We start from the raw sequence: 25,516 nt of genomic DNA on the forward strand, positions 1-25,516 counted from the left end.
AAGAACAAGAATGGGTTTGTTGAGTCTTGCGATCTGGACACCGATTGTTTTCGGTGTGGTTCTGCTGGCGCTGGGCCGTGACGAGCAGGCGCGCAGCGTTCGCTGGGTTGCGCTGATAGGCGCGGTCGTCAGTTTCCTGGTCACGCTGCCTTTGTACGGCGGCTTCGAGCTGGGCACTTCGGCCATGCAATTCGTGGAGAAGGGCAGCTGGATCCAGCGCTTCAACGTCAATTACCACCTGGGTGTCGACGGCATCTCGCTGTGGTTCGTGCTGCTCACGGCCTTCATCAACGTGGTGGTCGTCATCGCCAGCTGGGAAGCCATCACCACGCGCGTGAACCAATACATGGCCTCTTTCCTGATCCTGAGCGGGCTCATGATCGGCGTGTTCTCGGCGCTGGACGGCATCCTGTTCTACGTGTTCTTCGAGGCCACGCTGATCCCGATGTACCTGATCATCGGCATCTGGGGCGGCCCCAACAAGATTTACGCGGCCTTCAAGTTCTTCCTCTACACCTTGCTCGGCTCGCTGCTGATGCTGGTCGCGCTGATCTACCTGTACAACAAGTCGGGCGGCAGCTTCGACATCCTGACCTGGCACAAGCTGCCGCTGGGTAGCACCATACAGACGCTGCTGTTCTTTGCCTTCTTCGCGGCCTTTGCCGTCAAGGTGCCTATGTGGCCGGTCCACACCTGGCTGCCCGACGTGCACGTCGAAGCGCCCACCGGCGGCTCCGCGGTGCTGGCGGCCATCATGCTGAAGCTGGGTGCTTACGGTTTCCTGCGTTTTTCCATGCCCATCGCCCCGGACGCTTCGCACGAATGGGCCTGGCTGATGATCGCGTTGTCGCTGATCGCGGTCGTCTACGTCGGTCTGGTGGCCCTGGTGCAGCAGGACATGAAAAAACTGGTGGCCTACTCGTCGGTGGCCCACATGGGTTTTGTCACGCTGGGCTTTTTCATCTTCAACGACCTGGGCGTCTCGGGCGGCCTGGTTCAGATGATCGCCCACGGTTTTGTCTCGGGCGCCATGTTCCTGTGCATAGGCGTGCTCTACGACCGCGTCCATTCGCGTGAAATCGCCAGCTACGGCGGTGTGGTGAACACCATGCCCAAGTTCGCGGCTTTTGCCTTGCTGTTCGCCATGGCCAACTGCGGCCTGCCGGCCACGGCGGGTTTTGTCGGCGAGTGGATGGTGATCCTGGGCGCCGTGAAGACCAACTTCTGGATAGGCGGAGCCGCGGCGACCGCGCTGATTTTCGGCGCGGCCTATACCTTGTGGATGTACAAGCGCGTTTACCTGGGCCCCGTGGCCAATGAAGACGTCAAGGCGCTCACCGACATCAACAGCCGCGAGTTCCTGATGCTGGCCATGCTGGCCATTGCCGTGCTGTACATGGGCATCTATCCCAAGCCTTTCACGGACGTGATGAACACGTCGGTCGCCGACCTGCTCAAGCATGTCGCAGTCTCCAAGCTGAACTGAAGCCGACCGAGCAACTACAAAGAATTCAGATGATAGACAAACTCTCCTGGATCGCGGTTTATCCCGAACTCATACTCCTGACCATGGCCTGCGTGATCGCGCTGGTGGACCTGGGCGTCAAGACGCCGCAGCGCACGCTCACCTATGTGCTCACCCTGCTGACGCTGGCCGTGGTGGCCGCCATGGAAGCCGCCTACGCGGTGGGCGGGCAGACTTTCTACGGTTTCGGCAACATGGTGGTCGTCGACCCCATGGGCAGCTGGCTCAAATGCTTTGCCTGCATCACCCTGATGATCACGCTGGTGTACGGCCGGCCTTACGCCGCGGACCGCGAGATGCTGCGTGGCGGCGAATTCTTCACGCTGAGCCTGTTCGCGCTGGTGGGCATGTTCGTGATGATCTCGGGCCACAACTTCCTGGTGATCTACATGGGCCTGGAGTTGCTGACGCTGTCGAGCTACGCGCTGGTGGCCCTGCGCCGCGACAACGCCGTCGCCACCGAAGCGGCCATGAAGTATTTTGTACTGGGCGCGCTGGCCTCGGGCTTCCTGCTGTACGGCCTGTCCATGTTGTACGGCGCGACCGGCTCCCTGGACCTCAACGACGTGTTCAACGCCATCGCCAGCCGCCAGGTCCGCCACCAGGTGCTGATTTTCGGCCTGGTCTTCATTGTGGCCGGCCTGGCCTTCAAGCTGGGGGCCGTGCCTTTCCACATGTGGCTGCCCGACGTTTACCAGGGCGCACCCACGGCGGTGACGCTGCTGATAGGCGGCGCGCCCCAGCTCGCGGCCTTCGCGATCTGCATACGCCTGCTGGTCGAGGGCCTGCTGCCGCTGGCGATCGACTGGCAGCAGATGCTGGCCCTGATGGCGATAGGCTCGCTGCTGGTCGGCAACCTGGCCGCCATCGCCCAGTCCAACCTCAAGCGCATGCTGGCCTTCTCGACCATCTCCCAGATGGGCTTCCTGCTGCTCGGCCTGCTGGCCGGCGTGGTCAACGGCAACCAGCTCAACACCGAGTCCGCCTACAGCGCGGCGATGTTCTATGCCCTGACCTATGTGCTCACCACCCTGGGCGCCTTCGGCATCATCATGCTGCTGGCGCGCGCCGGCCACGAGTCCGAGGACATCGTCGACCTGGCCGGCCTGAACCAACGCAGCCCCCTGTACGCGGGCGTGATGGCCATCTGCATGTTCTCGCTGGCCGGCCTGCCGCCGCTGGTGGGTTTTTATGCCAAGCTGTCCGTCCTGCAGGCGCTGGTTTCGTCGCAACAAGCCAGCTACATCGCATTGGCTGTGTTTGCCGTGGTCATGTCGCTGGTCGGCTCCTTCTACTACCTGCGCGTGGTCAAGGTCATGTACTTTGACGCGCCGCTGGCCCACAACGCCCAGCCGGTTTCCGGACCGACGGACGCCAAGGTGGTGCTCGCGATCAACGGCGCGATGATCCTGATCCTGGGCATGCTGCCCGGCGGCCTGATGACGTTGTGTTCCCAGTCGATCAGCAGCATCGTCAAGTCCCTGGGTTCATGACACAAACGGCTTCGGTCTGGCTGGTGGTGTTGCTGGCCCTGCTGGCGGCCAACCTGCCTTTTGTCAGCAACCGCCTGTTCGCGGTCTACGCCCTCAAGCAGCCCAAGAACCTCGCGGTCCGGCTGGGTGAAATGGTCGTCTGGTATTTACTCATAGGCGGCCTGGGCCTCTACCTCGAGCAGCGCGGCGGCCAGATCGCGCCGCAAGGCTGGGAGTTCTACGCCATCACCGGCGCGCTCTTCATCACCTTCGCCTTTCCCGGTTTCACCTGGCGCTACCTGTTCAAGCACCGGCCATGAAAAAAGCCGCGCTACCGGGCGACCCTGAAGCCGGCAAGCCGGCCGATGCGCATCTTGTGGAGACCCGGCTGGCTTCCACGGAAATCCTCAAGGGTAATTTCCTCCACGCCATGCGCGACACCGTCAGCCTGCCGGACGGCACGCAGGCGACGCGCGAATACATCATCCACCCCGGCGCCGTGATGATCGTGGCCCAATGCGACGACGGCCGCCTGGTGCTGGAGCGCCAATACCGCTACCCGGTGCAGGCCGTCATGGTCGAGTTCCCCGCGGGCAAGCTGGACCCGGGTGAAGCCTCGCTGGCCTGCGCGCAGCGCGAGCTGCTCGAGGAAACCGGCTACACCGCGCGCGAGTGGGCGCGCGCCGGTGTGTTGCACCCGGTGATCTCCTATTCAACCGAGTTCATCGACATCTGGTTCGCGCGCGGGCTGGCACAGGGCGCCCGCAAGCTCGATGCCGGTGAATTCCTCGATGTTTTTACCGCCACGCCCGCCGAATTGCTGGCCTGGTGCGCGAACGGGCAGGTGACCGACGCCAAAACACTGACGGGCGCGCTGTGGCTGCAAAACGTGCTGTCGGGCGCATGGGCTTTGGACTGGCAGCCTGCCATTGCCTGACGCCCCGGCGATAATCCGCCCATGAAGGTCCTGAATCTCCAGTGTTCGCACCAGCATGTATTTGAAGGCTGGTTTGCGTCCGAAGACGATTTCCAGAGCCAGCTGTCACGCGGCCTGGTCGAATGCCCGCTGTGCGCCGACAAAAGCGTGCAAAAACTCCCGAGTGCACCGCGCCTGAACCTCGGCGGCCGCCAGGACCCGGATGCGTCCGCAAAACAGTCCCCATCGCCTTCCACCGCCGTGAATGCGCAGGAGGGCGCTGCGGGGCGCAACATGGCCGCCGTCGCGGGCATGCCGGCCGGTGCCGGCCAGGCGCAGCAGGCCGCATTCCTGCAGGCCCTGCGCCATGTGCTGGCCAATACCGAGGATGTGGGAACGCGTTTTGCCGACGAGGCGCGCCGCATGCACTACGGCGAGCAGGAAGCGCGCAGCATACGCGGCCAGACCAGCGTGCGTGAAGCCGTCGAGTTGCTGGAAGAGGGCATTGAGGTCATGCCCCTGCCGCTGCCGGCGGCGGTCAAGGAAACGCTGCAGTAGGCTGGCCGCTCAGCCGGGCACTGCCGTCCGGCGGCGCCGCACCATGCGGCTCGCCGCATAAAGCCCCAGCGGGATGGCGACAAAATGCGGCCAGATGAAATAGGCCGGCTCATAACTGACCCAGCTGAACGGGCTTTCACCGACGGCCATGGAGTCCAGGGTGCCGGTCACGGCGACGTAGAGCAGCCACGGCAGGCTGCTGATCGCCACCAGGGTGAGCGAGGTGTTTTTGAGCAGCCTGAACACCCCATTGCCGGCCGCTATCGCGAGCAGGAACATCGGCAGGTGGCGGATGGCGATCAGCGCGAAGGCGGCCCGCAGGTTTTCGTCTTCATAACTTTGCACGCTCCAGCGCGCCACAGCCGGGCCGTCGAGCAAAGGCCCCAGCAGCGCCGCGAGGACCGCCACCAGGGCACCCAGAAACAAGGCGGCCGCGGGCCGGCGAAAAGCGGCCATCGCGGACCGCCCGTCGCCGGGGCCGTCGGGCGCATGCTCCATCAGGGGTAGAGGCCGCGCAGCTCGCGCGTGTGCAGTATGCGTTTGCAGGCCACGATGAAGGTTGCGGTGCGCAGGCTGACCTTCTGGTCCTGGGCCACATGCCAGACGCCGGCGAAGGCGTCCTTCATGATCTTGACCAGGCGCTTGTTGATTTCTTCCTCGTCCCAGAAGAAGCTGGAGAAATCCTGCACCCATTCAAAGTAGCTGACCGTCACGCCGCCGGCGTTGGCGATCACGTCCGGCAGCACCAGGATGTTGCGGTCGTGCAGGATGTCGTCGGCGGCCGGCGTGGTCGGGCCGTTCGCGCCTTCGATGATCATGCGCGCCTTGATGCGGCCGGCGTTGGCTTCGGTGATCTGCTGCTCGAGCGCGGCGGGGATCAGGATGTCGCAGTCCACGTCCCAGAACTTGTCGTTGGCGATGACTTCGGCCTCCTGGAAACCGGCCACGCTGCCGTTGGCTTCCACATGCCTGAGCAGCGCCGGCACGTCCAGGCCGGCTTCGCGGTAAATCGTGCCGCCGTGGTCCTGCACTGCCACCACGCGCGCGCCGGTTTCGGCAAACAGCTTGCCCGCCACGCCGCCCACGTTGCCGAAACCCTGCACCGCGATGCGCGAGGTCGCGATGTCCAGGCCTATGTGCTTGGCCGCTTCCACGCCCACGGTGTAGACGCCGCGGCCCGTGGCCTCACGCCGGCCCAGCGAACCGCCCAGGTCCACCGGCTTGCCGGTGACCACGCCGGTCGAGGTGGAGCCGGTGTTCATCGAGTAGGTGTCCATCATCCACGCCATGATCTGGTCGTTGGTGTTGACGTCGGGCGCCGGGATGTCCTTGTTGGGGCCGATGATGATGCCGATCTCGCTGGTGTAGCGGCGCGTCATGCGCTCGAGTTCGCCGCGGGAAAGCTTCTTGGGATCCACGCGTATGCCGCCCTTGGCGCCGCCGTAAGGCACGTTGACCGCCGCGTTCTTGACGGACATCCAGGCCGACAGGGCCATCACTTCCGACAGCGTGACGTCCTGGTGGAAACGCACGCCGCCCTTGCCGGGGCCGCGCGAGACGTTGTGCTGCACGCGGTAGCCCTCGAAGTGGGCGACGGTGCCGTCGTCCATGTGGATGGGCACGTCGACGATCAGCACGCGCTTGGGACGCTTGAGCGTCTCGGCCCAGCGCGCCAGGCTGCCCAGGTGGGGGATGACCCGGTCTACTTGCTGGAGGTAGTTGCCCCAGGGGCCGAGGTTGTCGGCCTGGAGGTAGGAGGGCAGGGGGTGGGAGCCCGCGGGGATGGGGCCGGTTGAGGCGTGCGACATGAAAAACTCCTTGTGGGATTTCTTGGTGAAACTCAGTGCACGGAGCTTAAAAGCCCGCTCCCGAATAGTCCAAGGCATTGTGCACCACGATCTATGCAAATAATGCATAACGCCGGACTTGAATTCGGCAACCGGCTCGGGGCGGCCGTTTCGACGGGCCTCATACCGTGAACTGCAGGGCGGCCAGCCGCGCGTAAACACCGCCACGGGCTACCAGTTCGGTGTGGGTCCCCTGTTCCACCAGCCGGCCGTGGTCCAGCACCAGGATGCGGTCGGCCTGCTGCACCGTGGCCAGGCGGTGGGCGATCACCAGCGTGGTGCGGCCCTTCATGGCCGACTCCAGCGCCGCCTGCACCATGCGTTCGCTTTCAGCGTCCAGCGCGCTGGTGGCCTCATCGAGCAGCAGCAGCGGCGAGTTCTTCAGCATGGCCCGCGCGATCGCGATGCGCTGGCGCTGCCCGCCCGACAGGCGTACGCCGCGCTCGCCCAGAAAGGTGTCGTAGCCCTCGGGCAGGGCCGTGATGAACTCGTGCGCGAAGGCCGCTTTCGCGGCGGCGCGGGTTTCTTCATCGCTGGCCCCGGGCTTGCCGTAGCGGATGTTTTCCAGCGCGCTGGTGGAGAAGATCACCGCGTCCTGCGGCACCATGCCTATGCGCTGGCGCAGGTCCTCCAGCGCCATAGCGTCGGTGCGCACGCCGTCGAGTTCTATGCGGCCCGAAGCCGGGTCGTAAAAACGCAGCAGCAGCTGGAACACCGTGCTCTTGCCCGCGCCGCTGGGCCCGACGATGGCCACGGTTTCACCGGGCGCCACGCTCAGGCTGAAATCGCTGAGCGCGGCTTGCGCCGGGCGCGATGGGTAGTGAAAGTTCACCGCCTCGAACCGGACCGCGCTGCCCGCCTGCGTCAGCCGGGCCGGCACCGGCTGGGCCGGCGAGCTGACGGGCGAGCGCGAGGCCAGCAGCTCCATCAGCCGCTCCGTGGCGCCCGCCGCGCGCAGCAGGTCACCGTAGACCTCGCCCAGCACCGCCGAAGCGCTGGCCAGGATGATGACGTAGACCACGGTCTGGCCCAGGTGGCCCGCCGTGATGTCGCCGCGCATCACGGCCTGCGTGCCCTGGTACAGGCCCCACAGCAGCGCCGCCGAGGTCGCGATGATGATGAAGGCCACCAGCACCGAACGCGCCCCGGCGCGGCGCACGGCGGTGTTGAAGGCCCGGGTGGTCGACTGGTCGAAACGCCCGGCTTCACGCGCCTCGGCCGTGTAGCTTTGCACCACCGGAATCGCATTGAGCACTTCGGCGGCGATTGCGCTGGAGTCGGCCACGCGGTCCTGGCTGGCGCGCGAGAGCTTGCGCACGCGCCGCCCGAACCACACCGAGGGCGCGACGATCAGCACCAGCACGCCCAGCACCTGCACCATCAGATAGGGGTTGGTATAGACCAGCATGCCCAGCGCGCCCACGCCCATCACGGCATTGCGCAGGCCCATGCTGAGCGATGAACCCACCACGGTCTGCACCAGCGTGGTGTCGCCGGTCAGGCGCGACAGCACCTCGCCGGTCTGCGTGGTCTCAAAAAATTCCGGGCTTTGCCGTAGTACATGGGCATAGACCGCATTGCGCAAATCGGCCGTCACGCGCTCGCCCAGCCAGCTCACCATGTAAAAACGGCCGGCGGAAAAAAGCCCCAGCGCGGCGGCCACGGCAAACAGCTCGAAGAAATGCGTGCGCAAGGCCATCAGTTGCTCGCCCTTGCCGGCCGCGCTGAAGCCGCCGTCGATGAGGCCGCGCAAGGCCAGCGGGAACACCAGGGTAGCCACCGCGGCCAGCACCAGGAAGAGCGCGGCCAGCAGGATGCGGCCGCGATAGGGCCGCAGAAAAGGCAGCAAACCGGAGAGGGAACGTGGTGAGCCCTTGGGGCCGGAGGAGGGGGGAAGTGTCGCCATCCAGGGAGTTTAGTCAAAAATAGGTCAGAAAATTGCCAAAACAAACACAGCCTTGACATTATTTGTCTAGGCATGTATTATTCGGCCCCATGAATGCCAAATCCCCCCGCCCGGTAGCTCCCGGCCCCGCACTTTGCGGCCTGCCGGCCGAGTTTTACTGCGCGAGCGACTACGACGCCGGCCAAAGCACCGGTTATTTGATGCGCCAGATCATCAACAGCGTCTCCCAGCAGGTCGCGCGCGAACTCGAGCCCCAGGGCCTGACCAACGCCCAATGGGTGCCCATGCTCAAGCTCTACCTCGGCAAGGCCTCCACCGTGGCCGAACTGGCGCGCCAATGCCAGCTTGACGCCGGCTCCATGACCCGCCTGCTGGACCGGCTCGAAGCCAAGGGCTTTTGCCGCCGCATCCGCTCCAGCGACGACAGGCGCGTGGTGAACATCGAGCTCACGTCCGAAGGCCGCGAAGCCGCCAAGGAAATCCCCGCCGTGCTCAGCCGTGTGCAGAACGCCCACCTGGCCGGCTTCTCGGTCGAGGAGTGGCAAAACCTCAAAGGCTATCTGCGCCGCATCCTTGAAACCGCGCACACCCTCCAAGCAGCGAATGAACAAGATGACAAATAACACCTGTGACTTTCCCCGGGCCGTCCCCGGTATGACGCCCGATGCGGGCCCCAAGCTGCCGGTCTGGCAGGCATCCTTTCGCATGGCCCTGGTGGCTGCTGCCAGCGTGGTGGCCGTGGGCCTGATGGCGACCGGCCTTGCCGGCTGTGCCGACATGTCCGGCATCGCGCCGCAAGCCAGCCTGCGCGACGCGCCCTCGCTGGGCCTGAAGGCCAACCCGGATTCCGGCGCGCAGGCCACTGCGCAGGCGCCGCTGGCCGCTGAATGGTGGCGCGATTTCGGCGACGAGCAGCTCAACACCCTGGTCGCCCAAGCCCTGCAAACCAGCCCCAGCCTCAAGCTCGCGCAGGCACGCCTGGCGCGCGCGCAGGCCGTGATCGAGGTGGCCGACGCCGCCACTTTGCCGCAGCTCACCGGCCAGCTCGACCTGACTCGACAGCGCTACACCGCCAACGGCGCGGTGCCGCCGCCGCTGGCCGGCTCCATCCGCGAAAGCGGGACGGCCCAGCTCAACGCCAGCTGGGAGCTGGATTTCTTCGGCAAGAACCGCGCGGCGCTCGACGCCGCGCTGGGCAGCGCCAATGCCGCCGAGGCCGACGCCCAGGCCGCGCGCCTGCTGCTGGCCAGCAATGTCGCGCGCAGCTACTTCCAGCTGGTGCGCCTCAATGAACAGGCTAACGTGGCGCGCCGCACGCTGGCGCAGCGTGAAGAGACCCTGAAGCTGGTGCGCGACCGCGTGGACGCCGGCCTGGACACCCGCCTCGAACTGCGCCAGAGCGAGGGCGGCCTGCCTGAAGCCCGCCTGCAGCTTGAAACCCTGCTCGAGCAGATGGCGCTCACGCGCAATGCGCTGGGCGCGCTGGTCGGCCAGCCCGACGGCGCCGCCGCACTGGCGCCTTCCGCGCAAGCCGCGATCAAGAACGTCGCGGTGTCCGCCACCATCCCCGCCGACCTGCTGGGCCGCCGCGCCGACGTCGCCGCCGCGCGATGGCGCGTCGAGGCTTCGTCCAGGGACGTGGCCAACGCCAAGACCCAGTTCTATCCCAACATCAACCTCGTCGCCTTTGCCGGTTTCTCCAGCATAGGCCTGGGCAACCTGCTCGACTCGGGCAGCCGGCAGTGGGGCGTGGGCCCGGCGCTGCGCCTGCCGATTTTTGACGCGGGCCGGCTGCGCGCCAACCTGCGCGGCAAGACCGCCGACCTCGACGCCGCGGTGGAGAGCTACAACGCCGCCGTGATCGACGCGGTGCGCGACGTCGCCGACCAGGTCGCGTCCTCGCAAGCCATTGTTCGCCAGCAAACCGAGCAGCGCGCCGCTCAGGACGCCGCCGAAAGCGCTTACGAAATCGCCGTGCAGCGCTACAAGGCCGGCCTGGGCAACTACCTCAATGTGCTCACGGCGGAAACCAGCGTGCTGGCCCAGCGCCGGCTCGCGGTCGACCTGTCGGCCCGCGCGCTGGACACGCAGGTGGCGCTGATACGCGCACTGGGCGGCGGCTACACCCCCGGCCCCGCCATGACCGCGGGCCGCCATGCCAGCGCCGCAGCCTTCTGAGCCAGCCGCAGACGACCCCCAGATACAAACACCAACAGATCACCAGCAGACCCAAACATCATGAGCACTCCTGAATCTTCCAATTCCGCAGCCTCCCCAGCATCCACGCCCGCTGCCGCACCGGTGCAGGCACCCGCGGGCAATCCCAAGCGCAAAAAGGCGCTGACAGCGCTGGCCGCCGTCGTGGTGGTCGCCGGCCTGGGCTGGGCCGCCTATGAATACCTGGTGGCCAGCCACTATGAGTCCACCGACAACGCCTATGTGCAGGGCAATGTGATCCAGATCACGCCGCAGATCGGCGGCACCGTCATGGCCATCATGGCCGACGACACCGACTTTGTGAAAGCCGGCCAGGCGCTGGTGCAACTGGACCCGGCCGACGCCAAGGTCGCGCTCGAGCAGGCCGAGGCCGCGCTGGCCCAGGCCGTGCGCCAGGTGCGCACGCTTTACGCCAACAACGGAACGCTGGCCGCGCAGATCGCCTTGCGCGACGCCGATGTGGTCAAGGCGCAAAGCGACATCGCGCGCGCCAATGACGACTTGAACCGTCGCCAGTCGCTGACCGGCAACGGCGCGGTTTCCAAGGAAGAACTCAACCACGCCCAGACGCAGCTGGCCACCGCCAAAAGCGCGCTGGCCGCCGCGCAGGCCGGTGTGACCGCCGCGCGCGAGCAGCTCGCCAGCAACCAGGCCCTGACCGAAGGCACCAGCATCGAGCAGCACCCCAGCGTGCAGGTGGCCGCCGCCAAGGTGCGTGAAGCCTACCTGGCCACGCAGCGCGCCGGCCTGCTCGCGCCGGTCGACGGCTACGTCGCCAAACGCACGGTGCAGCTGGGCCAGCGCGTGGCCGCCGGCACGCCCATGATGTCCATCATCCCGCTCAAGCAGGTCTGGGTCGATGCCAACTTCAAGGAAGTGCAGCTGCGCAATATTCGCATAGGCCAGCCCGTCACGCTGGTCGCCGACCTGTACGGCAAGAAGGTCGAATACAAGGGCTCCGTCGCGGGCCTGGGCGTGGGCACCGGCGCGGCTTTCGCCTTGTTGCCCGCGCAGAACGCCACCGGCAACTGGATCAAGGTGGTGCAGCGCGTGCCCGTGCGCATCGCGCTGGACGCCAAGCAACTGGCGGAGAACCCGCTGCGCGTGGGTCTCTCCATGGAAGCCGAAGTCGACGTGAGCAACAAGGACGGCAAGACCCTGGCCGATGCGCCGCGCGACGCTGCCCTGGCGCACAGCCAGACCTACGGCGCGCAGGATGACGCGGCCGACAAGGATGTGCAGCGCGTGATTGCCGCCAACACCGGCAAGGCCGCCGTGAAGTCGGCCAAGGCCGCCAACGCGGCCAGGCCGGCGCCGCAGCCGGGCGGCGCAGCTCTGCCGGCCCAGGCCGTCGGCGATGCCCAGACCCTTGCGTTCAGCCACACGCTGTCGCTGGCCGGCAACCGCACAGCACCTTAAGCCGCTCACCCCAAACAAGCGCAACCGCGGTCAACCCCCATCGCGGTTTCCATCCGCTCTTTCCTCGCAAGGCATTCATGGCTTCCGCACCTGCTTCCGCCTATATCCCACCCCCGCCGCTGACGGGGTCGGCGCGCCTCTGGGGCACGCTGGCCCTGTCGGCCGCGACCTTCATGAACGTGCTGGACACCTCCATCGCCAACGTGTCGCTGCCCGCCATCGCCGGCGACCTGGGCGTGAGCCCCAACCAGGGCACCTGGGTCATCACCAGTTTTGGCGTGGCCAACGCGATCGCCGTGCCGCTCACCGGCTGGCTGTCGCAGCGCTTTGGCCAGGTGCGTCTCTTCACCGCCAGCGTCATGCTGTTTGTGCTGACCTCCTGGCTGTGCGGCCTGGCGCCCAATATGACCACGCTGATCTTTCTGCGCGTGCTGCAGGGCCTGGTCGCCGGGCCCATGATCCCGCTGTCGCAGGCGCTGCTGCTGTCGAGCTACCCGAAAGCGCTGGCCGGGCTGGCCATGGCCTTATGGTCCATGACGACCCTGATCGCGCCGGTGATGGGCCCGCTGCTGGGCGGATGGATCACCGACAACATCTCATGGCCCTGGATTTTTTACATCAACATTCCCGTCGGCTTCGGCGCGGCCTTCATCACCTGGAGCATCTTCCACAAACGTGAAAGCCCCACCAAAAAGCTGCCCATCGACTCCGTGGGGCTGGCGCTGCTGGTGGTCTGGGTCGGCTCCTTGCAGATCATGCTCGACAAGGGCCAGGAGCTCGACTGGTTCCATTCCGGTGAAGTCATTGCGCTGGGCATCATCGCGCTGGTCGGCCTGGCGGCCTTCGTGATCTGGGAACTCACCGAAGAACACCCCGTGGTGGACCTCACGCTGTTCAAGAAACGCAACTTCTGGGCCGGCGCGCTCGCGCTGTCGGTGGGCTACGGCCTGTTCTTCGGCAACGTGGTGCTGCTGCCGCTGTGGCTGCAGCAGTACATGGGCTACACCGCCACGCAGGCCGGCATGGTGCTGGCGCCCGTGGGGGCTTTTGCCTTGCTGCTGTCGCCCGTGGTCGGCAAGAACATCGCCAAGGTCGACCCGCGCCGCTTCGCCGCCTTTGCCTTCATGGTGTTCGCGCTGGTGCTGTGGATGCGCTCGCACTTCAACACCCAGGCCGACTTCCAGACCATCATGATCCCGACCATCATCCAGGGCGTGGCCATGGCCTTCTTCTTCATCCCGCTGGTCACCATCACGCTGTCGGGTATTGCGCCTGAGAAGATCCCGGCGGCATCGGGCCTGTCGAATTTTGTGCGCATCACGGCCGGCTCCTTCGGCACCTCCATCGCCACCACCATCTGGCAGGACCGCGCCGCCATGCACCATGCGCAGATCAGCGAATACGTGAACCAGGGCAGCAGCGCCACCAACAGTGCGCTCAATGGTTTGGCCGGCGCCGGCCTCACGCCCGAACAGGCCCTGGGCACCCTCAACCGCCTGGCCGACCAGCAGGCTTATATGCTCGCGGCCAACGACGTGTTTTATGTCTCGGCGCTGATCTTCCTGCTGCTGATTCCGCTGGTGTTCTTGACGCGGCATACCAAGGCGGGGGCGGGGAGTGCGGACGCGGCGGCCGGGGCGCACTAGCCGGTGTGATTCCCGTGACGCAGTCCTTCGAACTCAACACGCTTATCAAGGCACCAAGGCCGCTTGTGTGGGACAGCCTGATCGATACCGGGAAAATGAAGCTGTGGATGGGCGAGCCAGAGATGGAAATCGGCATAGAGACCGATTGGCAGGTCGGCAGCGCTATGGTGGTGAGTGGCCTCCACCATTTGCCCTTCCGGAATATCGGTGTGGTCCTGGAGTGCAAGCCCATGGAGCGGCTCAGCTACACCCATTTGAGCTCCCTGTCACAGCTTCCCGATGAACCCGAAAATTTCACGACTTTGACGTTCAGCCTGGCACCCCAAGGGGATGCCACATTGCTGACACTCATGGCGGCAGGCTTCCCGACGGTCAGCATCTTCAAGCACCTGCAGTTTTACTGGGCCGGGACGCTGGGTATCCTGAAGCAGTTCGCAGAGCGGTGTTATTGCCGCGATGCCTGAGTAGCACCGCAGGCGCGAACCTCTATGGTGGTTTCGCTGGTGTTTTGACAGCTCCGGCTCGCCCACGCAAGGGCTTGCACGGTCGTGTTGCAATCGGTGTTTGACGTGCGGGCCAGCGCATGCCCGCCAGGCCGCGCCGCAGTCTGGCCCCTTACACTAGCCCAGGCTTCGTCAACCCCATCACCACACGAAGGAGTTACCTTGAGCATAAAAAATCACCTGGGCCTTTTTCTCATCTCCGGTGCGGCCGTCATCTCGGGCTGTGCCACCACGACTCAAACCGGCTCGGCGCCCCAGGCCAGCGCTGCTCCCATGGCTGAGCTGCCTGCCCTCAAAGTGACCCTGGATTGCGGTCCCTGCGTGGTCAAACCGCAGATTCCTTCCCTTATTGTTGCCGGCTACAACGAAGCCGCCGCCAAGGCGGGGCGCAAGGTAACGACGCAGAAAGAGGCAAGCCTGACTGTCAAGTCGTACACGGCCCGCGAGGACGCCTCGCGTTTCCTCGCCGGGGCGTTCGCCGGCAAGGACGAGATCAAGGCCGTCATTGCCTACCAGGGAAGGACCTACTCCGTTGAAGACTACTACCGGAACGCCTGGCTGGGGATAGACACGCTTGCCAAGAAGATTGGCGAGATGAGCTACGCCGAGTTGAAATAAACGCCTGTTCCCGACCCCCACCTTGCCCTTCACCCGCCAGGTCTAGGCTGCCATGTCAGACGCCGTATTCGCTTTGCTGCGACTTTCAGGAGACCCTGATTCGCTGGCATCTTGCCGCGATGCCCATTTCAGCGCGGAAGCCTTCGATTTCAATTCGGTGATTCCGATGCCGCCGGAACTTGAGATTGAAGAAAGCAGCGCGGTGACGACGGGTTACGACGCGCTGTACGGCGACTGGACAGAGCCCGCCAAGTACTGGACATGGAAGGAATCGGCCGCGAAGCTCGGCCATCCGTTTCCGCTCGAGTCCCGCGAACAGCTGCTGGCATGCATTCGCAGCCTTGATTGCGCGGAGATGTACCTGGCGCCCGCGCGCCAGTACAAGGAGAACATCGAGAAGCACGGCTTTGGGTCCTGGTACGACTGGTGCAAAAAGCATTGGGGCTCGAAGTGGAACGCCGAAGATTCAAAGATTGAAGCAGGGCCTGATCAGATCACCGTCCGCTTCACCACCGCATCAGCCTTTCCCAAGCCGCTGGTCAAGGCACTGTCGAAGAAGTGGCCGGCGCTCGAAGTCCGGGTCCTGTATGCGGACGAGCATCTGCGTTGGGGCGGTGGCTATGTTCTCAAGGGCGGCCGGGAAATTGAGAAGCTCAATCGGCCCGCGGCGGACATATTGCGGGAGATTCGGAACGATGGCATCAGAACTTGACAGATCTTCTGACATACATTTCATGGAGGCCTCCAAGTCATGGCAGCATGCGTGCGCTTCAATCCATTAGTCTGGGCTCTAAACGCAATCCTGGTTTTCGCAATGGCCACGTCTATTGCTGCAGCAGCAAGCGAGACCGTTGATGCTCCGTCGAATTTCAAATATGCGGGAGGCGAGGTCCCGGAATGGCCGGCTGATGCTCGTGAGCCGCCGGAAAACGGAGCCTATTCGGTAGCCTGGAAATACCCTGTGTTCTCGGATAAAAACGCAACACGCCTCGGAAAGCTAAATGGCTGGGCTCGAACGGTTGCGCTGACAGCGTTGTTTCAAGGTGACACGGAGATTTCACGTCGAGCACGGGCCATGAAGGACTCGCGTGTTTTGGCGGAACTTGGCCGCGACAAAGAATTCCGCGGTTCTGCCAATACGCAATCTGAGTTGTTCCCTGAACATATCTTCGGCCCCTATATTCTCTTTACCTTGTACACGGAATGGCTTGGAGGTACCCGGCCGCAGCATGCCATTGAGACTTTGGTTTTCGACTACGCAGCGGGAGTCCAGGTTCCTGTTCAATCACTGTTCAAGGCCGACGCTCAGGAAGAACTGAATGCTCTTCTTGGTACGGCGATTGAAAAAACGTTCCAGGAGGACAAGCGCGCATATGCCGTTTGCTTGAAGAGCAGGTCTCGTGACCCAAAGTTGATCTGCGAAAGGCAATTGGACGACCATGACATGAATGCCTGTGTTAACTGGCGTTCTTTTGATTGGAGCCTGCTATCGATAGACGGCCCTCAAAAGCTCTTCCTCACATTTCCATATCATCCTGGTTGGCGCCAAACGTGTGGGGATGAAGCTTACGTACTTGAGGGGAAGGCGGTCGAGCGCTTGTTTGCCGCGCCGAACGTCTTTCGCAAGGGGCGTATTCCGAACGAATTGAAACCATGATTTCGTCCTGCACACGACATCAAAAATTCAATCTTTCGGCCGGCACCGCCTGAAAGCGCGGGCACCGTTGCCGACGCATTGACTGCCGATATTCAGCTTGCTTGAGCAGGCGATCCGGCGGACGCCTCCACCGGCACGAGAATCGCATTGCCCGTAGCCACCAGCACCAACTCGTCGCCGTCCTGTTCGGCAAACAACTCCGCGCTCGCAAACACCTGCTTGCGCCCGGCTTTCACCACACGCCCACGCGCCACAAAGCCGCGACCCACGGCGGGTACCAAGCAGTTCACTGAAAAGTGCGAAGCCAGCACGCGGCCCGACACAGTGGCCGCCGCATAGCCGCAGGCCGTGTCCAGCATGGCGCCTATCAGGCCCGCATGCAGATAGCCCGCGTACTGGCCCATGTCCTCCCCGCGCCAGGCCATGCGTATCTCGGCCTCGCCGGCTGCGGCGCGAACAACCTCAAAGCCGGCCCAGCGGTTGAAGGAAGCGGTGTGGTTTACCGCTTGCAGTGTGTTCAGCAGGGTGGAGTCCGTCATGGCTGGAAATATAGGACGGACAGGGGTGGCGCGCTGTAGCGCGGGTGACAGGCGGGTGGCCGGTGACGTCACCGGCCCGTCAAGGCGAGATAGGCCTCGCGCGTCTCGAGCGACGCCGATGCCACGAGCTGCTCATGCGAGGTCTTGTGCCGCACCATCATGCGCGCCGAGGCCACGGCCTTGGACTTGCAGAACCAGTGGCAGCTGTGCTGCATCAGGAACAGCTCGGCCGACATGGTGAAGGCCTTGTCCTTGGGCGTGCGCTGGGCGCTGTTTTCCGCCGCACGCAGAATACCCTGGGCGTGGACTGCCAGCATTTTCCGCATGTCGAAGCTCAGGCCCGGCAGCAGCTTGGTCGCGAAGGGAAACGTGATCGGCAGCTTGCTGGTGCGCGCCTGCACTTCATCGACCTTGGAAAAGCCCGCGGCAAAAAGGGTGAATTGCTCGCACAGCTTGAGTTCGCTGCCGGCCAGCTGGTTCCAGACCTGTTCGCGGCGCTCCGGTTCTTTTTCGCCCAGGGCCCGCAGGTAGCCGTCGGTCAGGGTCTCCATCAGTTTTTCGATCTGGTACTGGCCCAGGTGGCTGCCCAGCAGGGCGATGCGCCGGCGTTCCTCCGACAGTTTGAGGATGTAGACGGCGATGGCGACGCAGGTCGCCAGGGTGAAGAATTCCATTTTGGGGATTTGAGTCTGGGGCTGGGGGATGTACCAGTGTAGTCACACTGGCGCATGGCGTTTCCAGGCGTTCGCTTTATCGCTCAGCGCACCGACACTGCGCCTTTGCCGGGAGAAAATATATAAACCCGGTTGTCTATTTCACGCGCGTCGTTTTTGCGCCTCAGTACCCAGCGAACTTGCAGTGAATGCGGCGAGCCGCGGTAGTCAAAATCGATCTGTTCAATGGTGAGTGTTGTGACCATCTCGGCGGGGATGCGGTTCGCCCCCGACGCATACCAGCAGCGGTATTCAAATTGCCGGACTTCCGACTGCGTCCAGTAGCCCAGCGGGTATTTGGCTTCCTGGTCACAGCTATCGATATCAAAACGGCTGTCAGCCACCCGGCCGATCGCGCTCCCATCAGCACGTAGCGCGAATTTTTGCCAGACGCCGCGACGGGAGCGGTCGTACACCATCAGCTTCTCGCCGGTCTGCGGGTGCTGCCACTCAACCGGGCCGCGCCAGGTGCTGGGGTCGCGCGCCACGCCTTCGGTGAAGTGGCCTTTCGGGAGGGCGAGTTCCTTCTTTCCGTCCCAGGGCGCACCCAGAATCAGCTCGAGCGGGATGTAGCGTGTCCGTGACGCGGCATCGTATGACTGGCTCCAGGCGTCATTGCCGGATTGCGCAAGGGCTGGCGAGCCCGGCAGGCCTAGGCCCAGGACACAGGCGACGGCGACGGCGAGGGTCCTGAAACCTGCCGGTTTCACAGCACGGCTTCTTTGTCGGCCAAGGCTTTGCCCCAGGTCAGCAGCCGATAGCTGCGGCAGGCCGGGACGAAGTAGGGATCGTTTTCGACAAGTGCAACGGCGCGTTCCCTGGACGCAACCTCCAGCACCCAGAGCCCGCCGACAAAGCCGCTGCCCGGCGCCTCACGCAAGCCGCCGGCGATGAGGATTTCGGTTTCATGGGCAAGCAGATAGGCCAGGTGCAGGGGCTCTCGCTCCTGGCGTACGGCCAGCATGCCGGGCTTGTCGTCAAAGATGGCTACCCAACGCATGAATTTTCTCCTGTTGAAATTTGAAGAGAGACGGCGAATTCACATCCGAAGCGGCTGCGCATACCCTGTCATTTCCAGATACCCCATACCCACAAGCTTGCCGTTGCTGTCGATCAGCTCACTCAAGCCTTCCCAATAAATGGAGCCCGTGGATTGGCGGCTGTCGAGCTCCTGGTTGTCGATGACGGCGCGCACGGTATAAAAATCGGCCGGCGTGCGGACTATCCATTCCACCGGGTAGCTGGTTTGCGTCAGCGGGCTTTTCCAGTAACGCACGGGCTTGAAGATGACTTCGCCGCGGCTGAAGCTGTACAAGCCGCCCCTGGGCGAACGGAAGGAGCCGCCGTCCCACAGCGCGCTGCCGTCCTTGGCGCGCAGCCGGAAGGCGGTGAGGGTGCTGCCGTCGCTCAGGTTCATGCCTATCCAGTCCCAGCCCGCGGCATCAGGGTGCAGGATTTCTTCGCTCCATTCGTGGTCCAGCCAGGCCTTGCCGCTCACGGCAAAATCCCGGCCCTTGAATTGCACGGTGCCGCGTGTGGCCAGCTGCGGCTGGCTGTAGTAGTAGCTGGCCTGCTTTTCTTCGGGGCCTTTGCGCGACAGGCCTTGTTTGCCTTGCAGCAGCACCTCCTGTGTCTCCTCAAACGCCAGCTTGAGCGCGAAGTCGCTGGACGGCAACTCTGCGATGTACTTGCCGCCTTGGGCTTTGAGCGACCAGTCGCGCAGCTTGAGGTCCATGTCGCGTTCGCTGGCGGTGGCGATGCCAAAGCCGTCGCGCGCGATGCGCTGGTCATGCCAGAGTTTTTTGCCCTGCAGGTCAGTCAGGGCCGCATGGGCAAAGAGCAATTGTTTAGCGGCGAATTTCGAGGCCATGCCCTGGGTCGCGTCCACGCGCGAACGGAAGAAGGTGAGCTGGAAGCCGAACACGCGCTTGCCCGCTTCGGTGCTGGCCTGGCCCGTGATGTACCACCACTCGGTGCGAAATTCAGGATGGGCGCCGCGGTCGCGCGGGAACACCAGGGTTTTGGCGGGCAGGGCCTGGGCCGGGCGGGTGATGCCTCCCCATCCGGCCAGCGCGGCGCCGGCCAGCAGCAGGCCGCGCCTGGGCAGCAGGGCGGGCAAGGTGCGCGTGGACGGCGGCAAGGGCATGGGTTTCTTCAGGCGACAGCCGTGGGACGCAGCCGCCTGGCGACCTGCGCCTGGGCGGCCGTGCAGTCGCCGATGGTCCCGGCCACCCACTCGGCGTTGTAGTAAGTCGGCAGGTAGCGCTCACCCGAATCACACAGCAGCGACAGGATGGAGCCTTGCTCGCCGCGCGCCAGCATCTCGTGCGCCAGCGCCAGCATGCCGACCAGGTTGGTGCCGGTGGACGGCCCGACACGGCGGCCCAGCAGCTGCGAAAGCGCCTGCATGGCGGCGATCGAGTCCACATTGGCGACCTCCACCATGCGGTCTATCACGGTGCGGATAAAGCTGGCCTCCACGCGCGGCCGGCCTATACCCTCAATGCGCGACCCTGCGCCGGTGAGGCCCGCATCCCCGCTGCGGTGATAGGCGGCAAAGACCGAACCCACCGGGTCGGCCACGCAGAGCCGGCTGTCGTGGCGCTGGTAGCGCACATAGCGGCCTATGGTGGCGCTGGTGCCGCCCGTGCCCGCGCCCACCACAATCCAGCGCGGCACGGGATGCCTTTCGCGCGCCATCTGGCTGAACATGCTTTCGGCGATGTTGTTGTTGCCGCGCCAGTCGGTGGCGCGCTCGGCATAGGTGAACTGGTCCATGTAGTGGCCGCCGCTTTCCCGGGCCAGCCTGCGCGCTTCGTCGTACACCTGCGCGGCGCTGTCCACCCAGTGGCAGCGCCCGCCGTAAAACTCGATCTGCGCGATTTTTTCGGGTGAGGTGCTGCGCGGCATCACCGCGATAAAGGGCAGGCCCAGCAGGCGCGCGAAGTAGGCCTCGCTGACCGCCGTGGAGCCGCTGGAAGCCTCCACGATGGTGCTGCGTTCATGGATCAGGCCGTTGCACAGCGCGTGCAAAAACAGCGAACGCGCCAGCCGGTGCTTGAGGCTGCCCGTGGGGTGCGTGGATTCGTCCTTGAGGTAGAAATCGATGCCGCGCGCGGCGAACTCCGGCAGCGGCAGGGGGATCAGGTGGGTGTCAGCGCTGCGCTGGTAGTCGGCTTCAATGCGGACGACGGCGGCGCTGAGCCAGGAGCTGCTGGGTGTTTGGGGGGCGGCCATGGCCCCGATTCTCGCAGCAAGCAAGGCCCTGGTGGCCGGCTTTTAATGCCGGCTGGCCCTCCAGGATGAGGGCTCGCCGAACAGGGCCGGGATCTCGCTGCGGCCTATGCCCAGGTCGTTCAGCTCATGGCCGCTCATGGCCATCAGCTCGTCCCGCTGCAATCGGGGCGGCGTCGGTGCGCCGCCGCGCGATGGCCTGAACCAGGCGCCACCAAGCCTGCACAGCGCCGCCGCCAGGCCCGCGAAGCGCTGCAGCCCCACGGTGAGGCTGAGTCCCGGTGAGACGGTGGGAATGGTGGCGGCAGGCATGGGGTGCTCCTTGGGGTGTGACGGTGTGGATGAAGCCAGGCGCCCATGGTGCAATTTATTCTGGTATTGTGGAAGTTGAGTTTTCTGATAAAAACTATCAGTATTCCTGATGGAGAACCTTATGAAGCACCTTCCATGCGCGAATTGAACCTGGACCAGCTGCGCACCCTGGTGGCCATCACCGACCTGGGGACTTTTTCGGCCGCGGCCCAGGGCTTGCACCTGGCGCAGCCCACTGTGAGCCTGCACGTGAGCGAACTCGAAAGCCGCCTGGGCACGCCGCTGGTGGTGCGCGGCGGCCGCAAGGTCGAGCCCACGCCGGCCGGCGCCGTGCTGGTCGAGCGGGCGCGACGCCTGCTGCGCGACGCCGACGATGCGGTCGATGCGGTCAAGCGCCACGTCGAAGGCCGTGCCGGCCGCGTGCGCCTGGGCAGCACCACCGGGGTGCTGGTCTATTTTTTGCCGCAGGTGCTCAAGGCCATGGAGCTGGCCCATCCCGACATCGACGTCGAGGTCAGCATCCTGGGTTCAGCCGACACCCTGGAGCGGCTGGCGCAGGGCACGCTGGACGTGGGCCTGGTCGCCACGCCGCCGCCCGCGCAGCGCGGCATGGTGATCACGCACTGGCGCAGCGACCCCATGATGGCTTTTGTGCCCAGGCGCTGGAAGGCGCCGAAACACGCCACGCCGGCCTGGCTGGCGGGCAAGCCGCTGATCTTCAATGAGACGCCCACCCATATGTACCGCATGACCATGGCCTGGTTTGCCGACGCGGGCTTCACGCCGCGCGCGCGGATCGAGCTCAACTATTCCGAGGCCATCAAGAGCCTGGTGGCGGCCGGTTACGGCGCCGCCGTGCTGCCGCGGGAGGAATCGGAGCAAGAGTCCCATGTGCGGCACGACGTGCAACTGCTGCCGCTCAAGCCCGCGCTGGTGCGCCACACGGCCATGGTGCACCGGCCGCCGGAGGCGCTGGACGGCGCCACGCGCAACCTGCTCAAGACGCTGGCGAAGTTTCGTCAGGCGTGATCTGCGTAACTCAAGGCACTGATGCAGCGCAGCCTGATTTTCATACCTGCCTTGGGTTCATAGCGGACATTTCACCCGGTACAGTAGCGCTAAGACCACTCGCTCTTACATGCCCGTATATACGTTCGTACCCCACTCACGGTCGAGCTGTAGCATGACGGCATCCATCCGGATAGCCAAGCCATTCTTTTCGATAGCAAGGCGGATGAAGCGCTGGATAAGGTATCTGTTTGGCAGTGGAATGGTGTTTTGCGAAAGCGCGTCCCAAACCATTGCAGCACCTGCTTTGAGGCCCTCCCTGTCACTACAGCTTGCGAGTGCCACCGAAATTGGCTTGTCGAACTCGCCCCGAATTGAATCACCCGACACGTAGAGCTTTGGATCCGGTGTGTCCAAATAAGCTTCGTGTTGGTGTAAGGGGTTCATGATGCTTCTTCCAATGCCCGCTTCCAGCCGAACGCTGACATCGCTGGCAGCGACCACTTTGGGCTCTAGGCAGTTGCCGCCGGGCAGGCAAGTCAAGGATCGCCAAACGTTCCGGGCGCGGCAACAATGAATTTGGCCAACTCTGCGCAGCTCATCGGGTTCCATCGTTTTTCGCGTATGACCAAATTGCAGGAGTGGCGCGCCCGCGCTTCTACTTTTCGGCCCCGGATGGAACGGGTTATTCGTTCTGAAAAGAACTTTGCCCGTTCCAGCGCTCTGGCCCGACGTGCAATGTAGCTGTTTTCCTCCGTTGTCACGGCAGACTCAATCGCCTGATCGAGGACTTCAAAGCGAAACTCGCTCTCTGTATCCAAGGTTGCGCCTCGCTCGAGAAAAAGCGACAACAGCGCCACGTCATGGCACGTCTCCAAAGCTGTACGGTTGCGCTCTCCTATGCGGGCATTGATGTTGACCCGTTCCGTATCAAGAACAAGCGCAAATGCCTGGCGCCGCCGCGCGCGCTTTTCGTCAGCCGGGTATTCATCGTTGCATGTGAAAAGAACACGAGCCGGAACGCTGGGCTTGACCCCGACAGGTTGATTGAGGAGGTACTGAGTTCCCTCCACGTTGCCCGCGTTCATCGCGACCGGCAGCAACGCCCCGGGTACACAGGTTTCTCCCTTCTCATGATTGCCTTCAATGAGATTCAATGCCAGTTGGTTGCGCCAGGTACGCCGTGCGTCGGCTCCTCCGGCCTGCAATGAAAGCCGCTTGAATGTGCTCAAGCTCTTTTCTCTGTAGTCAAGCCAATCATTGAGCGCCGCCTCTATGGCCTGGCTATTACCCGATTTCAGCGCCGTGCCAAGGCGTCCACCGAGGGGGTCGCCACAGCCGCCACTGTCACCAATGGCGTGAGCGCCAGGCAGGCAGCAAGCCATCAGTACAGACGCCAATGCCAGTGTGCCAAGAAGCTTCATGCCAGTTCGACCCGAACAACCCGGCCTTGGCCAGTCACCACGAGTGTCCGGGTACCCGGCAGGAAAGCCATAGTCTCGACACCCCCAATCGGGCGCAGGCTTATTGTCCGGCCTTCGGGAATCGAAACGATCTCGAGGCTGGGAGTTCCTTCGCCACTCGATTCGGTACTGCCTACAAGCGCCAGAAGGCTCCCGCTGTCGTCGATAGCTGAATGCCAGTACGCTTTGAGCCCAGGCACGAGCGCTTTTCGACGCTCCAGTGGCCGAACCGACCATTCCTCCACTGCGCGTAACGACACAAGCCAAAGCCGGTCGCCATTGCGCGAGAACCACGTCCGGGTGATCCACTCTCCCATCTTGAAAGGTCGCGCTGCGCCCTCTCGCCAAATCTCGGCTCGAACGTCGTTGCCGTCCAACCGCCAGATGTCAAGGGTGCCCGATGCCGTCCCCAGAGCGATGGCACGAGTTGCAGCGTTGTAGCTTAACGATAGGGGCACATCCGAAGTAACTGGCACCGCAGGAGGCGACAGTCGTCGAGTCGGCTGATGATAGAGGTGAAGCATCGATGACCCGGCTATGAAGCTCGTGCCAGGAATGTCCGTGGCCACGACAGGCCCCCGGGCTTTGGGGATGGTGTGCAGCCTGCTGCCGGTGACAGCGTCCCAGACATGGGTCTCTTCGTCCGAAGAGCTACTCGTGAAGAAATGATCTCCCTCCGGACCGAATTGGATGCGGTTGGCCCTTCTCTTGTGAGCCGCGATCACGATGGGTGTGGCCGTATCGAGTTGAGGCCACAGTAAAACCGTCCCGCTTTCGTAACCCAGCGCAAGCCGCGTGCCTTTGGCGTCGAACGCGATTTTCGAAATACTATCGCCGGCGCGCTGATGTATCGCGAGCTCGGCTTGCCGAAGAAGGGCGTCTGCCGCCGACCGGGCGGGTTGGTTAGTTGCCTGAGACCAGACGTCGCGGAATGCCGAAGTGCCTAGTGTTACTGCAAGTGCGTTGCACACGATGCGGCGACTGTAAGTCATTCGGTCAGTCTAACCCAAGCTGGCCACTGACGCCGTGACGCCGAGAGTGCTGAGTTTGCTAGCAAGCTCCTCCGCAGCGGCTTTCGATTTGACCTCCAGCCGTTGCTTGGTCCCAATCAAAATCGCGTCGGTGAGTTGCTTTGCTTCCGCCAGGCCAAGACCCATACTATCGCGCAGCAATTCGGTGCAGCTAACCTTCTGCATGCCAATTGTCCATCCTGTGATTTCGACTATTTGAACCATATTCCGAATGTCCGCTTCTGGCCGATAGCAGCCATTCGCTTTATAGCATCAGGCTCAATCCTCACGCTCCGCGATGCGGCGCGAGAGTTCAGAGCCGCGGGCCAGGAAGAAGTGGTGCAGCTCTTTGGCATAAGCGCTACCTACGGCTTGCTGGATTGACGGGCGCGCCGCGAGGACGGCGCGCCAGGCACGAACTTTGGATAATTTCTCAAAGAACCCCGTTTCACCGGCCCTCTCCAGCACGTCGAAGTAGCGGAACACGGGACCGAACACCGCATCGACGATGCTGAAACTGTCGCCTGAAAAATAAGGGCCGTGCGCCGGCAGCACGGCCTCCAGTTGCGCGAACTTGCCCGTGAGTTCTTCGCGCCGGCTTTGCAGCGCGGCCGCATCGGGTGCGTTGTAAAAGGCGGCGATGGTGCTCAGCACGCTGGAGCCGAACTCCATCCACGCCCGATGCTGTGCGCGCTGGAGCGCATCGCCCGGGTGCAGGCGCGGCAGCAGCGTGTCGTCCAGGTATTCGCAGATCACGGCCGATTCAAAAACCGCGTCTTCGTCCACCAGCAGTACCGGCGTCTTGCCCAGGGGCGAGACGGCCTTGAACCAGCCGGGTTTGTTGGCGAGGTCCACATCGTGGCGCTCAAAGGCCACGCCTTTTTCGGCGAGCACGATGGCCGCGCGCTGGACGTAAGGGCACAGCGCGTGGCTGATGAGGGTGAGCTTCATGG

The 25,516-nt window shown here is 64.0% G+C and carries 29 protein-coding genes; 14 read left to right on the forward strand and 15 right to left on the reverse strand.

Annotated features, from left to right (window positions below):
- The first annotated feature begins 10 nt into the window (after window positions 1–10).
- From AC1D09_RS19090 to AC1D09_RS19110, 5 genes are read left to right on the forward strand one after another with little or no spacing between them, the layout of a single operon-like run.
- Window positions 11–1,486: an NADH-quinone oxidoreductase subunit M gene (locus AC1D09_RS19090; RefSeq protein WP_477662539.1), complete on the forward strand. Its 1,476-nt coding sequence runs from the start codon at window positions 11–13 to the stop codon at window positions 1,484–1,486.
- 29 nt (window positions 1,487–1,515) lie between these two features.
- Window positions 1,516–3,018: an NADH-quinone oxidoreductase subunit NuoN gene (gene nuoN, locus AC1D09_RS19095; RefSeq protein WP_477662538.1), complete on the forward strand. Its 1,503-nt coding sequence runs from the start codon at window positions 1,516–1,518 to the stop codon at window positions 3,016–3,018.
- Window positions 3,015–3,317, forward strand: a complete 303-nt coding sequence (locus tag AC1D09_RS19100; protein WP_477662537.1) for a DUF2818 family protein — start codon at window positions 3,015–3,017, stop codon at window positions 3,315–3,317. The genes nuoN and AC1D09_RS19100 overlap by 4 nt, the downstream gene beginning before the upstream one ends.
- Complete coding sequence (locus tag AC1D09_RS19105; RefSeq protein ID WP_477662536.1) at window positions 3,314–3,934, forward strand: NUDIX domain-containing protein; 621 nt, start codon at window positions 3,314–3,316, stop codon at window positions 3,932–3,934. The genes AC1D09_RS19100 and AC1D09_RS19105 overlap by 4 nt, the downstream gene beginning before the upstream one ends.
- 21 nt (window positions 3,935–3,955) lie before the next feature.
- A complete protein-coding gene (locus tag AC1D09_RS19110) occupies window positions 3,956–4,471 on the forward strand; it encodes a DUF1178 family protein (RefSeq protein WP_477662535.1) in 516 nt (171 codons plus the stop codon).
- Window positions 4,472–4,480: 9 nt separating this feature from the next.
- Here the strand turns inward: AC1D09_RS19110 and AC1D09_RS19115 are convergent, their stop codons facing one another.
- The 3 genes from AC1D09_RS19115 to AC1D09_RS19125 all read right to left on the reverse strand — a co-directional run bounded on the left by AC1D09_RS19115 (window position 4,481) and on the right by AC1D09_RS19125 (window position 8,224).
- Entirely contained in the window at window positions 4,481–4,969 is a 489-nt protein-coding gene (locus tag AC1D09_RS19115; protein WP_477662534.1) for a hypothetical protein, read from the reverse strand.
- Entirely contained in the window at window positions 4,969–6,279 is a 1,311-nt protein-coding gene (locus tag AC1D09_RS19120; RefSeq protein WP_477701179.1) for a Glu/Leu/Phe/Val family dehydrogenase, read from the reverse strand. Before AC1D09_RS19120 ends, AC1D09_RS19115 begins: the two co-directional genes overlap by 1 nt.
- Before the next feature lie 160 nt (window positions 6,280–6,439).
- A complete protein-coding gene (locus AC1D09_RS19125) occupies window positions 6,440–8,224 on the reverse strand; it encodes an ABC transporter transmembrane domain-containing protein (RefSeq protein WP_477662532.1) in 1,785 nt (594 codons plus the stop codon).
- Between the two features lie 89 nt (window positions 8,225–8,313).
- Between AC1D09_RS19125 and AC1D09_RS19130 the strand changes: the two genes are divergently transcribed.
- The 8 genes from AC1D09_RS19130 (at window position 8,314) to AC1D09_RS19165 (ending at window position 16,284) form a co-directional block, all read left to right on the forward strand.
- The gene (locus tag AC1D09_RS19130; RefSeq protein WP_477662531.1) at window positions 8,314–8,847 is read left to right on the forward strand and encodes a MarR family winged helix-turn-helix transcriptional regulator; all 534 of its coding nucleotides are present in this window, start codon (window positions 8,314–8,316) and stop codon (window positions 8,845–8,847) included.
- Between the two features lie 82 nt (window positions 8,848–8,929).
- Window positions 8,930–10,402, forward strand: coding sequence for an efflux transporter outer membrane subunit (locus tag AC1D09_RS19135; protein ID WP_477662572.1), 1,473 nt, complete (start codon window positions 8,930–8,932; stop codon window positions 10,400–10,402).
- 60 nt (window positions 10,403–10,462) lie between these two features.
- Window positions 10,463–11,860, forward strand: a complete 1,398-nt coding sequence (locus tag AC1D09_RS19140; protein WP_477662530.1) for an EmrA/EmrK family multidrug efflux transporter periplasmic adaptor subunit — start codon at window positions 10,463–10,465, stop codon at window positions 11,858–11,860.
- 77 nt (window positions 11,861–11,937) lie between these two features.
- The gene (locus AC1D09_RS19145; protein WP_477662529.1) at window positions 11,938–13,506 is read left to right on the forward strand and encodes a DHA2 family efflux MFS transporter permease subunit; all 1,569 of its coding nucleotides are present in this window, start codon (window positions 11,938–11,940) and stop codon (window positions 13,504–13,506) included.
- A 14-nt stretch (window positions 13,507–13,520) separates the two neighbouring features.
- Window positions 13,521–13,970, forward strand: coding sequence for an SRPBCC family protein (locus AC1D09_RS19150; protein ID WP_477662528.1), 450 nt, complete (start codon window positions 13,521–13,523; stop codon window positions 13,968–13,970).
- A 201-nt stretch (window positions 13,971–14,171) separates the two neighbouring features.
- A complete protein-coding gene (locus tag AC1D09_RS19155) occupies window positions 14,172–14,627 on the forward strand; it encodes a hypothetical protein (protein WP_477662527.1) in 456 nt (151 codons plus the stop codon).
- Between the two features lie 52 nt (window positions 14,628–14,679).
- The gene (locus tag AC1D09_RS19160) at window positions 14,680–15,339 is read left to right on the forward strand and encodes a DUF1281 family ferredoxin-like fold protein (protein WP_477662526.1); all 660 of its coding nucleotides are present in this window, start codon (window positions 14,680–14,682) and stop codon (window positions 15,337–15,339) included.
- Between the two features lie 39 nt (window positions 15,340–15,378).
- Window positions 15,379–16,284, forward strand: a complete 906-nt coding sequence (locus AC1D09_RS19165) for a hypothetical protein (RefSeq protein ID WP_477662525.1) — start codon at window positions 15,379–15,381, stop codon at window positions 16,282–16,284.
- A 92-nt stretch (window positions 16,285–16,376) separates the two neighbouring features.
- On the opposite strand, the gene AC1D09_RS19170 is transcribed toward AC1D09_RS19165, so the two are convergent.
- The 7 genes from AC1D09_RS19170 to AC1D09_RS19200 form a co-directional block, all read right to left on the reverse strand.
- Entirely contained in the window at window positions 16,377–16,823 is a 447-nt protein-coding gene (locus AC1D09_RS19170; RefSeq protein WP_477662524.1) for a PaaI family thioesterase, read from the reverse strand.
- A 68-nt stretch (window positions 16,824–16,891) separates the two neighbouring features.
- A complete protein-coding gene (locus AC1D09_RS19175; protein ID WP_477662523.1) occupies window positions 16,892–17,497 on the reverse strand; it encodes a hypothetical protein in 606 nt (201 codons plus the stop codon).
- An 83-nt stretch (window positions 17,498–17,580) separates the two neighbouring features.
- Window positions 17,581–18,246, reverse strand: coding sequence for a hypothetical protein (locus AC1D09_RS19180; protein WP_477662522.1), 666 nt, complete (start codon window positions 18,244–18,246; stop codon window positions 17,581–17,583).
- Complete coding sequence (locus tag AC1D09_RS19185) at window positions 18,243–18,536, reverse strand: YciI family protein (RefSeq protein WP_477662521.1); 294 nt, start codon at window positions 18,534–18,536, stop codon at window positions 18,243–18,245. Before AC1D09_RS19185 ends, AC1D09_RS19180 begins: the two co-directional genes overlap by 4 nt.
- Before the next feature lie 39 nt (window positions 18,537–18,575).
- Window positions 18,576–19,682: a lipocalin-like domain-containing protein gene (locus tag AC1D09_RS19190; RefSeq protein ID WP_477662520.1), complete on the reverse strand. Its 1,107-nt coding sequence runs from the start codon at window positions 19,680–19,682 to the stop codon at window positions 18,576–18,578.
- An 8-nt stretch (window positions 19,683–19,690) separates the two neighbouring features.
- Window positions 19,691–20,773: a PLP-dependent cysteine synthase family protein gene (locus AC1D09_RS19195; RefSeq protein WP_477662519.1), complete on the reverse strand. Its 1,083-nt coding sequence runs from the start codon at window positions 20,771–20,773 to the stop codon at window positions 19,691–19,693.
- 42 nt (window positions 20,774–20,815) lie between these two features.
- Complete coding sequence (locus AC1D09_RS19200) at window positions 20,816–21,082, reverse strand: DUF1127 domain-containing protein (RefSeq protein WP_477662518.1); 267 nt, start codon at window positions 21,080–21,082, stop codon at window positions 20,816–20,818.
- Between the two features lie 135 nt (window positions 21,083–21,217).
- Here AC1D09_RS19200 and AC1D09_RS19205 point away from each other — a divergent pair, with 135 nt between their 5' ends.
- Entirely contained in the window at window positions 21,218–22,111 is an 894-nt protein-coding gene (locus AC1D09_RS19205) for a LysR family transcriptional regulator (RefSeq protein WP_477662517.1), read from the forward strand.
- 105 nt (window positions 22,112–22,216) lie between these two features.
- Here AC1D09_RS19205 and AC1D09_RS19210 read toward each other — a convergent pair whose 3' ends face one another.
- The 5 genes from AC1D09_RS19210 to AC1D09_RS19230 all read right to left on the reverse strand — a co-directional run bounded on the left by AC1D09_RS19210 (window position 22,217) and on the right by AC1D09_RS19230 (window position 25,514).
- Window positions 22,217–22,537 carry a hypothetical protein gene (locus AC1D09_RS19210; RefSeq protein WP_477662516.1) on the reverse strand — a complete coding sequence of 107 codons (321 nt, stop codon included), beginning with the start codon at window positions 22,535–22,537 and terminating at the stop codon, window positions 22,217–22,219.
- A 92-nt stretch (window positions 22,538–22,629) separates the two neighbouring features.
- Window positions 22,630–23,514, reverse strand: a complete 885-nt coding sequence (locus AC1D09_RS19215; protein WP_477662515.1) for a hypothetical protein — start codon at window positions 23,512–23,514, stop codon at window positions 22,630–22,632.
- Window positions 23,511–24,545 carry a WD40 repeat domain-containing protein gene (locus AC1D09_RS19220; protein WP_477662514.1) on the reverse strand — a complete coding sequence of 345 codons (1,035 nt, stop codon included), beginning with the start codon at window positions 24,543–24,545 and terminating at the stop codon, window positions 23,511–23,513. Before AC1D09_RS19220 ends, AC1D09_RS19215 begins: the two co-directional genes overlap by 4 nt.
- 9 nt (window positions 24,546–24,554) lie before the next feature.
- Window positions 24,555–24,788 carry a ribosomal protein L7/L12 gene (locus AC1D09_RS19225; protein ID WP_477662513.1) on the reverse strand — a complete coding sequence of 78 codons (234 nt, stop codon included), beginning with the start codon at window positions 24,786–24,788 and terminating at the stop codon, window positions 24,555–24,557.
- Between the two features lie 54 nt (window positions 24,789–24,842).
- A complete protein-coding gene (locus AC1D09_RS19230; protein ID WP_477662512.1) occupies window positions 24,843–25,514 on the reverse strand; it encodes a glutathione S-transferase family protein in 672 nt (223 codons plus the stop codon).
- Between the last annotated feature and the right edge of the window lie 2 nt (window positions 25,515–25,516).

Source organism: Polaromonas sp. P1_A2, assembly GCF_056406895.1.